The organism is Corallococcus sp. CA041A (assembly GCF_003612075.1).
GTDB lineage: Bacteria > Myxococcota > Myxococcia > Myxococcales > Myxococcaceae > Corallococcus > Corallococcus exiguus.
Genome location: NZ_RAWF01000320.1, coordinates 1 through 10406 on the forward strand (window position 1 = coordinate 1; position 10406 = coordinate 10406).

Here is a 10406-nt window from a genome sequence, read left to right on the forward strand (position 1 = left end):
GTAAGATCGTCGGCAGCGTCAGATGTGTATAAGAGAAAGGGAGTGCCATGAAACGGGAGGTGGCGCTGGCGATGTGGACCGTGCCGTTGGCGCCCACGACCACCGCGCCCGCCATCATCGCGGAGCCCGCCGCGACCGCTCCCAGGCTGACGCCCGCGGTGGCCGGCGTGCCCACCACGCCCGCCACCGCCATCGCGCCGCCCGCGCCGCCCATCGCGTCGGCGACGACGAGCTGGGCGATGCCGCCCACCAGCTCCCCGACGATCTGCCCGTACTGGTTCTCGATGGGGAGGTCCACGGGGAGCCGCGGAGCCCCCACTGACTGGGCCAGGCCGGACAGGAAGCCCACGCCGAACTCGCGCGCCTTGGCGGCGAACTCGGCGTCCTTGCCGTCCGGGTCCCAGTAGAGGACGGGGTTCTGGCTCCACCAGCGCCGCGTGCTGGAGCGAACGCTGGGAGACCCTCATGCCCGGCTCGCACGCGGTCCCCAGCAGGGCCACCGCCACCAGGCTTGCCACCAGCCGGGGCCCTCGCGTCCGCGCGGACGTGCGCGACAGGAACACCGACAGCAGCTTCGGGCCCGCGGTGCGGGACTGGGTCTACGGCGAGCATCCCCTGCGCCGTTCGCGCGCCCAGTCGGCGGCCGTGGTGCTGCCCTCCTGAAAGGTGCTGGTGGTGGGCGGGCACGACGGCGAAAACGTCTTCGCCTCCTCGGAGTTGTACGACCCGGCCACGGGAACCTGGGCGCCGTCCGGAGCGCTGTCCACGCCGCGCTACAACCAGGCGACCACCGCGCTGAGCACGGGCGACATCCTGGTCGCGGGCGGCTACCTGAGCCCCAGCGTGCTCAACCCCTCGGTGGAGCTGTACCGCCCGTGACGTAACGGTGACTCACCGCCGCCTTCGACGGGGCGGTGAGTCCTTGATGCGTCTGTTCCTCAGCCTCAAGAGGTCTGGCGCTCGAAGCACAGCCTGGCCGCTGGAGGCCGGCGGCCCTTGCATGCGCCGGGCCCCGTCGCGAGCTTGAGCCGTGAGCGTCAGAGGAGCTTCGCGATGGAACTCACACCTCAGGCCATGGCCATCCCCAAGTCGACCGAGCACCTGGAGAAGGGGAAGTACGGCCCCATCTTTCCCAAGACTCCCGCCTGCTACGGTTTCACCATCGTCGCCAACGTCAAACCGGGGCGCGCCGAGACGCTGCGCGGCTACGGTCAGCGATTGGCCGAGTCCCTCGAGGCCGAGCCCTACCTCCTGGCGCCGCTCAAGCTTCATTACCTGCGCTGGGTGCTCTTCGATAACGACACCCGGTTCATGTATCAGGGCATCTTCGACACCGATTTCGACAAATACACCGAAGACGCGGTCGTCATCTTCACGCGCTCCGGACTCAACACGGCCTTCGAGAACCTCGAGGGCTTCCCCATGGACTGGAAGACCAACACGCAGGCGTTCATCCAGTTCCTCCGGGACCACCAGTGCAACAGCTTCCTCGAATACGGCGAATACCCGTACTTCAGCAGCGATGAGATCAAGAAGGCCCTGAAGCTCAAGGCCGCGTTCACCGAGATGCTCGAGCAGATGCAATAGGACCGCAGCGAGAAGGGCCTGCCATGAGCAAGACGCCCGCACGGACGTACAACCAGGACCACGCGCCGAGGCGCTATTCGAAGGGGCACCGGCGCGTCAGTGTCTACACGTCCTGGAGCTACCCCGGAGAAGCCAATCGGGAACCGACTGGAATGGACAACCGGTTCTCGACGATGACCGAGGTCCGCCGGGTGCTCTGGCCCACGTACGAGTCCCCGCAGTGGGCGGACCCGCGGAGGTTCCAGCAGGGAATCTCTGGCTCCCTGGAGCTCTTCTTCTGGGCCTGGGTGCGGTTCCAGAAGCTCGTCGAGGAGGTCACCGGATACGCGGTCCCCATGTTCCAGCGGGTGGACCAGGCGGGCTTCGCCTTGCCGCTCGACGAGCGGGTCCTCGCTGACGCCGACACGCTGCTGGTCTTCAGCCTGGACCACAACGTCACCGAGCAGGTGGCCACGCCGGAGGAGGTTGAAGCGGTCCGAGCATTCCTCGCGCGCGAAGGCACCTGTCTGGTGATGGGCCCCCACCATGACGTCGGGCACTCGGAGGACATTCAGGAGCGCGCCCTCGAATACGCGCACCATGGCGACGCGCTGGTGCCTCGCCAGCAGCGCTTTGGCAACTATGCTCGCTCGTTGATGAAGGGATTGGGAATCCCTGTCGAGAATCGTTGGGGCCTGCGCCCCGCGGTCGTCAAGGGAACGAACCGCAGCGCCCCCCTGCGGGTGCGCGAGGACCTGGACACCCGCGGCTGGCTCGCCGGGGTCCAGAACTTCAACTTCCACATGCACCTGCCGCACTACGCGGTCACGACGGACGACACCCGTTCGGTTCGCGTCCTGGCGACACAGCCCATTGATACGTCCCGGCCCCATCCCTTCACGAACGCGGGGAACACCGAGTTCAACGCCCTGGTGTGGATGCCGCCGGGCGACGGCAGGGCCGGCGACGTGCTGGTGGCGGACTCCACCATCTTCAGCACCCTGTTCGGGGCGGACGAGAGCCTCGAGCGCTTCTGGAAGAACCTGGCCACCGACCACTGACATGCTCGAACTGGACGACATCCAGAGCGGAGTGCTTCGGCCCCGGCCCACGCCGTACGTCGCGACCTACATCCTCCTGCGCATCGACGACCGGAAGGCGGGGCGGGAGCTGATGCGCCGGCTCTGCTCGGTGGTGTCCTCGGCCGCGCATCCGGAGCGGCCGGCCGCGGAATGCTGGGTCAGCGTCTCGCTCACGCATTCCGGGCTCGAGGCGCTGGGCGTGCCACGGGACTCCCTGGACAGCTTCGCGTGGGAGTTCCGGCAGGGGATGGCGGCCCGGGCGAAGGCGCTGGGGGACGAAGGCGAGAGCAGCCCCGAGCATTGGGAGTCACCGCTGGGAACCCCCGACGTCCATGTGGTGCTGACGGCGCTCTCGCCGGACCAGGCCCGGCTCGACGCCGCGCTGGAGCGCGCGGGTGTGGCGCTGCGCGAGCTGGGCGGCGTCCAGGCCCTCTGGCGTCAGGATTGCCACGCGCTCAGCACGGAGCGGGAGCCGTTCGGGTTCAGGGATGGCATCAGCCATCCGGCCGTCGAGGGGAGCGGCATTCCCGGAAGCAACCCCCACGAAGTGCCGCTCAAGGCAGGCGAGTTCGTCCTGGGCTACCCCGATGAGACCGGCAACCTGCCCCCCATGCCCCAGCCCGACGTCCTGGGCCGCAATGGGACGTACATCGTCTTCCGCAAGCTCCATCAGCGGGTGGCCGCGTTCCGGCAGTACCTCAGGCAGAGCGCGAGCAGGCCTGGGGACGAGGAGCTGCTGGCGGCGAAGATGATGGGGAGGTGGCGCAGCGGCGCGCCATTGGCGCTGTGTCCGCACCATGACGATCCCGCGCTGGGCGCCGACCCCCGGCGCAACAATGACTTCCACTACGCGGACGATGCGACCGGCTACAAGACGCCTCCCGGGTCACACGCCCGGCGCGCGAACCCCCGAGACGCGTCCGTCGCGGGCGTGGTGAGACTCCACCGGATGATCCGGCGCGGAACCGCCTACGGCTCCGAGCTTCCCGAAGGCGTCCTCGAGGACGACGGCGCCGAGCGGGGGTTGATGTTCGCCTTCATCGGCTCGCACCTCGGACGGCAATTCGAGTTCGTGCAGTCGGAGTGGATCAACGGCGGTGAGTTCCTGGGGTTGGGCGAGGCGAAGGATCCGCTCGTTGGCGCCCACGACGGCAGCGGGGAGTTCACCTATCCAAGGCGGCCCATCCCCCGGTGCCTGAAAGGCCTGTCGCGGTTCGTGGTCACACGCGGAGGCGAGTACGGCTTCATGCCCGGCCTTCGCGCGTTGCGGTGGCTGGCGGACCTGCGGACCTGAACGGGCCACGGAACGCCAGCCAGTGCCTCACTTCTCCAGGTCGCCGACGATCTTCTGGAAGGGCGACGGCTGGCCGGACAGCTTCTGGAAGAAGTTCCGGGCGTCGGTGCCTTCGTCGTAGTTCTTGAAGGCCTGGTCGTTGCTGTTCTTCCCGTCGGGCTTCAGGCCCGAGTAGTCCTGGCGGGACGGCAGGCCGTGCTCGGCGCGGATGGCGTTCTCGGACGGGGCCCAGTTGTTCTTCGTGTGCGGCGTGGGGCGCAGGCCCACGGTCTCGAACTCCTCCGTGAGGCGGAGGCGGTTGTCGACGGTGTCCTTCATGTTGGCCGAGTGCGACGGGTGCTGATTGAAGACGTCCGCGTTGCTGTGCTTGCTCGCGGCCAGGGGGCTCACCTGGACGCCGTTGGACGCGCGCCAGGCGTGGACCGACTCGTGGCCCAGGCTGTTGAAGCGCTGGCCGCCGCCGTTCTCGTTGTACTTGACGTCGCTGGCCGTGCCGGCGCCGGGCTGGCCGTCGTAGCGGTACGCCGGGCGGGTGGACGACAGGGTGCCGTCGTTGCGCGGGACATGCGAGTTGGGCATCGCCGAATTGCGGCCCGAGTAGATGTCCATCGCCGTCAGAGGCTTGCTCTGCGTGCCCGTGGCGCCAGGGTTCACGGCCTGGGTGCGGCCGTTGATGTCGTTCAGCATCTGGTTGCCCACGGGCTTGCTCGTGAGGCGGTTGGTGGACTGGCGCACGTCCTGCGTGAAGTCCGCGAACTGAGCGCCAGACTGGCCGTTGTCACGGCGGGTCCGGATGCCCTGGAGATTGGGGTCCACCACACCGTAGTCCGTGGGCTTGAGGTTGTTCTTGCCCGCCTGCAGCTGCGCGGGCGTCGCCACCGGCTTCGGCTTCGCGGTCTCAGGCTTCGCGGGCAGGCTGTCGCTGCGGGGGCGGGAGGTGGAGGGGGAAGGGGAGCTGGAGCCGAACGACGAAGAGGGCTTGGAGAACGAAGAGGAGCGCAGCTTCATGGGAGGGCCTCGAGAGTGGAGTGCAGCGACGGACCACCCCTACTGCACCCCGCGTGCCCACCGTTTCACGGCCCCGGGTTCCGCCGGCCCTTCCTGATTCCAGGGGGTTACGTCGAAGCAACAGGCCTTCCCGGAGGCGGCCCTGGTGACTGGAGTCGGAGGCCTGATGTCTCCAGACATCAGGCCCCCGGTTCACCCCGTAGACATGGTCGCTGCTTCAGCCTACTGGCACCACGCTGGATACGACGGAGTGATGACGGTCCGCCCCGACTCCGTGATGGTCAGGATGGAACCCTCCGTGGCGCCAGTCACTGCCTTCGCCGTGGCGGTAAAGCCAGTCGTTCCGTTCAGCGTGACCTTGTAGATGAACCGGCAGCCTCCCACCCAGGACGCGTCCGGGACGGCGGCGCGGGTGCCATTCGGGCAGCCCTCCGGCATGAAGCCGATCAGCGGCAGGTTGGTGGAGTACTGGTCCCTCTCCGCGAAGTACGACTGCTCCACCACGTGGATGTAGCCCATGTTGAACCGCGCCTCCCGCAGCTGGGCCTCGCAGGTGAAGGATTGCGGCGACTGGCACTCCGCGGAGTCCACGTAGCGGCGCACCCCCTGGCGCTCCAGCCAGAAGAGGCGGCCGGAGACGGGGTGGGTGCCAATCTGGAGGGTGATGCCCGCGGACGCCGTCCCCGCCACGCCCTGCGCCACCGCCGTGAAGCCCGGCGACGGATGCGGCGTGATGCCCGTGACCTTGTAGGAGAAGTTGCACCCGGACACCCAGCCTGCTCCCGGCACGGGGGCGCGGCTGCCGTTCGGACACGCCGCGGGCGCGAAGCCGATGCTGGCGAGGTTCAGCGTGAAGACATCATACGCTCCGAAATACGAGGACTCCGCCGCGTAGATCGACCGCATCTCGCGGATGGCCTCGCATTCCACCGTGCCGCAGTCGACCGGCGTCCCCACGTCCGCCCAGGCGGTCGCGGACACTCCGGTCATTCCCAGGCACAGCACGGACAGCCACTGCTTCAGGTTCGGCTTCATGAGGCGTGAGCTCCTTTTCGGGAAAAAGTCGCGCCTTGGACACGCACGCCCTGTCACAGGTTCCGTTCGCCGGTCACATGTCAGTTCCTGTTCGAGCGGGTGGTGTTCGCGGTGTGGGAGCGGGGAGGGGACGGACCCAACCTGCGAACCTTCCGCGAGCGGTTCGCCTGACGCGACGACTTCGTGCGTGTCGTTGCTCCACTGCGCCGGCTTGTCACGATGTCTGGGAATTGACTAGAAGTCCGCCCCTATGTTCCGAAAGTCTTTGTCCCTCATGCTGCTCCTCGGCGCGCCCATCCTCTTCGGCGCGTGCTCCGACGAGCCCGCCGCCGCGCTCGTCATCGACCGGAAGTCGTTCGACTTCGGGGATGTGGAGGTGGGGAAGTTTCCCGTCGAGCAGCTCTTCACGGTGCGCAACGCTTCGCCACAAGACGTGGAGTCGGTGTCGGTGTCCGTCGAGGGCTCCGAGTTCTTCGCCATCACCTCCAACACCTGCGAGAAGTACCTGGCCGCGGGCATGGAGTGCGAAGTGCGCGTGAGGTTCGCACCCCTCCTGGGCGGCACGCACTCCGCGCGTCTCAAGGTGACAGGGGCGGACTCGGTGAATCCGGCGGAGCTCCAGGGCACCGCCTTCGTGTGGGTGGACGTGACCTCCATGCCGCCGGGCACCCGCGTCGTGGCGGGGGATGACTCCTTCACGTGTACCCAGCCGTGCAGGCACGCGGTGCGCAAGACAGAGCTGACCCTGTACGCCGGTCCGGAAGGGTTCCCAACGTGGGGCAATGCCTGCGCCAATGTGGCCCGCGGCGGCTGCCTGCTCCACCTGAGCGCGTCGAGGTCCGTCGCCCTGGTGGCGTTCTCGCCTCTCTATCAGTGGGAGGTGCTGCGCAGCAGCCCGCCCATGACCGTGGCGCCGCTGGCCGACGGCAACATCGTCGTGCAGGACGCCCTGGGTGTGACGTCGCTGGACAGGTTCGGATATGAGCGCTGGTCAGTCCCCGTCAGCTCCATGTCGAAGCTCGTCGTCACCAGCGACTGGTACCTCTCGGTGCTGAGCTACAACGGTACGGTGACCCAGTACGACGGCGACGGGCGGGTGCGGTGGACGTACACGCCGCCCCAGCAGTCCTCGAGCGAGGGGCACGTGGTGGCGGACGTCTTCGGTAACACCTACGTGCTGATGACGCAGGGGAGCCATGACACCGCGCTGGCGATGAAGCTCGTCGCGCTGTCGCGCGAGGGCGTCGAGCGGTGGAGCACCGTCATCAGTGAAGCGCAGCTCAACTCCCCCTTCGGCCTGGGCGTCATGGGGGACGGGACCTCCGTCTACGTGGGCGGCAACGCGTACACCCGGGGCACCAACCCACAGGACCTGGTGTTCGTGAAGAGCTTCATCCGGAAGCTCACCCCTGTTGGGGGGACGCAGTGGACGAAGGATGGCAGCTGGGGCGCCGTGGCCTTCACCCTCTCGGGTGAGATGGTCTCTTTCATCAACAACGGCACGCCGCCGGGAGGCTTCACGGCCGCGTGGTTCGACTCCGCGGGCAACGCGCTGTGGAATACGCAGACGTCACCAGGTCAGGGGCCGGGCCTGGTCGACGCGCACACTTTCCCCTCCAACTTCAACCTCGCTCCCAGGTTGCTCCTCGGCGGCCATGAGATGGGCCCCGGCACCAATGTCTACACCTACGGCCGGGGCTGGTTCGCCGATATGGGCGACAGGTCGAAGCTGGCTCCGGGGCCCATCACGTACATCGACTCGCCGCTTGGAAATGGGGCCTGGGTCAGCACCCTGGCCTATGCGGACCTCGAGCGTCATGTGGTGGTGGGCGGCGGCTTCGGCACTCTCGCGGAACCAGCGGGGGGCTTCATCCGCCTGTACGACCCCCGCACGCTCACGATGGAGCGGTGACGCCTCCGGTTCAGCTGGGACTGGGGGGCGCGGAGAGGGGCCGCGCCTGGAGGAAGTCGATGAGGAAGTCGCGGAAGGCGGACACCTTCCGCGGCACGTGTTGGGCGCGGGGGTGGAGCATGGTCAGGGACGTGGTGGACAGCGTGTAGCGCGGCATGGTCGTCCCCGCGCGGTTCTCCGAGGAGGCCGCCCGGATGCTTGAGGCGCGCGGAGCCCGCGTCCGCCTGCGGTTGTTCCCCTCGCTCGCGCACGGCGTGGACGCGGCGGTGCTCGACGAGGTCCAGCGGTTCCTGGCGGACACGCTGCCTGCTGACTGAAGTCAGACAGGGCTGGGGCAGCGCCTGGGATGGCACGGGCGTCCGGCGCTAGGCTGCCCGGCATGGATTTCCCGCCTGAAGCCGAGCTCTCCACCGACGCGCTTTTCGCCCGCACGCTCCAGGGCGGCGAGGAGGACGAGGGCGCGTGGCGGGCCATCTGGCAGCTGCACCACCGAGGCGGGGAAGAGGTCTTCCAGCGGGCCGCGGCCTGGCTCCAGTCGTCCTCGCCGAAGGAGCGGGGACGCGGCGCGAACGTCCTGTCGCAGCTGGATTTCCGGCACCGCTCCCCGGAGCTTGTTGCCCGCTTCACGGACGCGCTCCTGCCGGCGCTCGCGAAGGAGCAGGACGCCGCCGTGCTGGAGGCGATGGCCGCCGCCCTGGGCCACCTGGGGGATCCCCGCGCGGTGCCAGCGCTCCTTCCCCTGAAGGACCACCCAGACGCCCACGTCCGCTTCGGCGTCGTCATGGGGCTGGCGAGCCACCGGGACGCCCAGGCGCTCCAGGCATTGATCCACCTCTCCCGCGACGCTGACGAGGTCGTGCGCGAGTGGGCCACGTTCACGCTCGGCTCCCAGGCGCGGGAGGTGGACACGCAGGAGCTGCGCGAGGCGCTGGTGGACCGGCTCTCCGAGACCCACGTCAAGATTCGCGGGGAGGCGCTCTTGGGATTGGCCTTGCGCAAGGACGCGAGAGTCCTTGAACCGCTGCGGCGCGTGCTGGAGGGGCCGGTGGTCACCACGCTGGACGTGGAGGCGGCCCAGGCGCTGGAGGACGTCTCGTTGCTCCCCCTGCTGCTGGGCCATCGGGAGGCCTTCGACGGGGAGGACGAGGACCCCGAGTTCCGCGCGGTCCTCTTCGAAGCCATCCACGTCCTGGAGTCCCTTTCCCGCTGACGGTCGTCACACTTCGCGCCGTCGCCGTTTCGTGACAAAGCGGACTAGCTGGAAATAATCAGAAATCTGCACATATCCGAGCCTCAGGTTATAGGGCGCACCGCGGAACATTCCGGGTCCAATGCCGGGGTGCTCCTGCTTGTGATTGACGCCTGTATCAAAGGACTCCACACCATGATGTTCTCCCGCACCGACTCCGTGCGCGCCCTTCGGGGCGCGTTGCTGTCCTCCCTGTTGCTTGCTCCGAACGCCTTCGCCGCCGACGGCGCCCCTGCCTCCCTCACGACGAGCAGCGAGGAGGCGCACTGGGGCTACGACCAGACCCTGAGCCCGGAGCACTGGGGCGAGCTGCCGGGCGACGCGGTCTGCGCGCAGGGCGAGGCGCAGTCGCCCATCGCGCTGGTGACGGCGGGGGCCGCCCACCCTCACCTGGACGTTCCCAGCTTCCACTACGCCACCAGCCGCGTGCGCATGCTCAACACGGGGCACACGGTGCAGTTCACCTACGACAGTGGCAGCACCGTCCGGGTGGGGGCCAGCGAGTACAAGCTGGCGCAGTTCCACTTCCACACGCCCAGCGAGCACACGAAGGACGGCGTGGAGTATCCGCTCGAGCTGCACCTGGTGCACACGGACGCGAATGGAGCTCCCGTGCTGGTCGTCGGAGTCCTCATTGAGGAAGGCGCGGTGAACGCGGCCCTGTTCACGGCCTTCCGGCACCTGCCCCGGCACATGGGGGAGGAGAGCGTGCCCGCGGGGGCGCTCCTCAACGCGAGCGCGCTGCTGCCGCGCGACAAGGCGTTCTTCCAGTACGCGGGTTCGCTGACCACGCCCCCGTGCACGCAGGGGCTCCAGTGGTACGTGATGAAGCAGCCCATCCAGATGTCCGACGCGCAGATCGCCGCGTTCGAGCGGCTGCCGCACCTCAACCCGAACAACCGCCCCCTGCAGCCGCTGAACGGGCGCACGGTCAGCGCGCACTCCGGGCGCTGAAGGCCAGTCGCGCCTCCCAACGGGCTCCTGTGTCATTCAGGATGTGAGCCGCCGCGCATCGCGCTGGCGTCCGGGGCGGTGCGATGAGGCGGACGCCAGCTCAACATCATGCGCAGGTAGGGCGCGGGCTTCGTCGAGGCCGAGAAGCTGGAGGCAATGCGCTTCCGGTCCTCGTCGAGCCATCCGCGTCCGTTTAACGCGATGGAGAAAAGCAGAGCAGAATCAAAGACATAGGTGCAGCCGAGCAGGCAGGCCCGTCGAAACGGGGGGACGAGGAACATTCTCCTGGCATGAAGAAGAGCACTC

The 10406-nt window shown here is 68.2% G+C and carries 12 protein-coding genes and 1 pseudogene; 9 read left to right on the plus strand and 4 right to left on the minus strand.

Going from position 1 to position 10406, the window contains the following annotated elements; all coding sequences use genetic code 11:
- Window positions 1–465 precede the first annotated feature (465 nt).
- From D7V77_RS36690 to D7V77_RS36710, 5 genes are all read left to right on the plus strand, one after another.
- Entirely contained in the window at window positions 466–663 is a 198-nt protein-coding gene (locus tag D7V77_RS36690) for a hypothetical protein (protein WP_120580909.1), read from the plus strand.
- 9 nt (window positions 664–672) lie between these two features.
- The gene (locus D7V77_RS36695; RefSeq protein ID WP_158624555.1) at window positions 673–879 is read left to right on the plus strand and encodes a kelch repeat-containing protein; all 207 of its coding nucleotides are present in this window, start codon (window positions 673–675) and stop codon (window positions 877–879) included.
- Between the two features lie 174 nt (window positions 880–1053).
- On the plus strand, window positions 1054–1587 hold the full coding sequence (locus D7V77_RS36700; protein ID WP_120580911.1) for a hypothetical protein: 534 nt from the start codon (window positions 1054–1056) through the stop codon (window positions 1585–1587).
- A gap of 23 nt (window positions 1588–1610) precedes the next feature.
- Window positions 1611–2627 carry a hypothetical protein gene (locus D7V77_RS36705; RefSeq protein ID WP_172811522.1) on the plus strand — a complete coding sequence of 339 codons (1017 nt, stop codon included), beginning with the start codon at window positions 1611–1613 and terminating at the stop codon, window positions 2625–2627.
- A 1-nt stretch (window position 2628) separates the two neighbouring features.
- On the plus strand, window positions 2629–3942 hold the full coding sequence (locus D7V77_RS36710) for a Dyp-type peroxidase (protein WP_120580913.1): 1314 nt from the start codon (window positions 2629–2631) through the stop codon (window positions 3940–3942).
- A gap of 27 nt (window positions 3943–3969) precedes the next feature.
- On the opposite strand, the gene D7V77_RS36715 is transcribed toward D7V77_RS36710, so the two are convergent.
- Together D7V77_RS36715 and D7V77_RS36720 are read right to left on the minus strand one after the other, a co-directional pair.
- Entirely contained in the window at window positions 3970–4950 is a 981-nt protein-coding gene (locus D7V77_RS36715) for a M91 family zinc metallopeptidase (protein WP_120580914.1), read from the minus strand.
- 222 nt (window positions 4951–5172) lie between these two features.
- Entirely contained in the window at window positions 5173–5985 is an 813-nt protein-coding gene (locus D7V77_RS36720; protein WP_120580915.1) for a hypothetical protein, read from the minus strand.
- 250 nt (window positions 5986–6235) lie between these two features.
- Between D7V77_RS36720 and D7V77_RS36725 the strand changes: the two genes are divergently transcribed.
- Window positions 6236–7897, plus strand: a complete 1662-nt coding sequence (locus tag D7V77_RS36725) for a choice-of-anchor D domain-containing protein (protein ID WP_120580916.1) — start codon at window positions 6236–6238, stop codon at window positions 7895–7897.
- 10 nt (window positions 7898–7907) lie between these two features.
- On the opposite strand, the gene D7V77_RS43995 is transcribed toward D7V77_RS36725, so the two are convergent.
- Window positions 7908–8054, minus strand: a complete 147-nt coding sequence (locus D7V77_RS43995) for a hypothetical protein (protein ID WP_158624556.1) — start codon at window positions 8052–8054, stop codon at window positions 7908–7910.
- Between D7V77_RS43995 and D7V77_RS44000 the strand changes: the two genes are divergently transcribed.
- The 3 genes from D7V77_RS44000 (at window position 8053) to D7V77_RS36735 (ending at window position 10100) form a co-directional block, all read left to right on the plus strand.
- A complete protein-coding gene (locus D7V77_RS44000) occupies window positions 8053–8214 on the plus strand; it encodes a hypothetical protein (protein WP_158624557.1) in 162 nt (53 codons plus the stop codon). The genes D7V77_RS43995 and D7V77_RS44000 overlap by 2 nt on opposite strands.
- A 62-nt stretch (window positions 8215–8276) precedes the next feature.
- On the plus strand, window positions 8277–9107 hold the full coding sequence (locus tag D7V77_RS36730; protein ID WP_120580917.1) for a HEAT repeat domain-containing protein: 831 nt from the start codon (window positions 8277–8279) through the stop codon (window positions 9105–9107).
- Between the two features lie 174 nt (window positions 9108–9281).
- Window positions 9282–10100, plus strand: coding sequence for a carbonic anhydrase (locus tag D7V77_RS36735; protein ID WP_120580918.1), 819 nt, complete (start codon window positions 9282–9284; stop codon window positions 10098–10100).
- A 32-nt stretch (window positions 10101–10132) separates the two neighbouring features.
- Here D7V77_RS36735 and D7V77_RS43410 read toward each other — a convergent pair.
- Window positions 10133–10406 (minus strand): annotated as a pseudogene (locus D7V77_RS43410) (hypothetical protein); the annotation flags it as partial.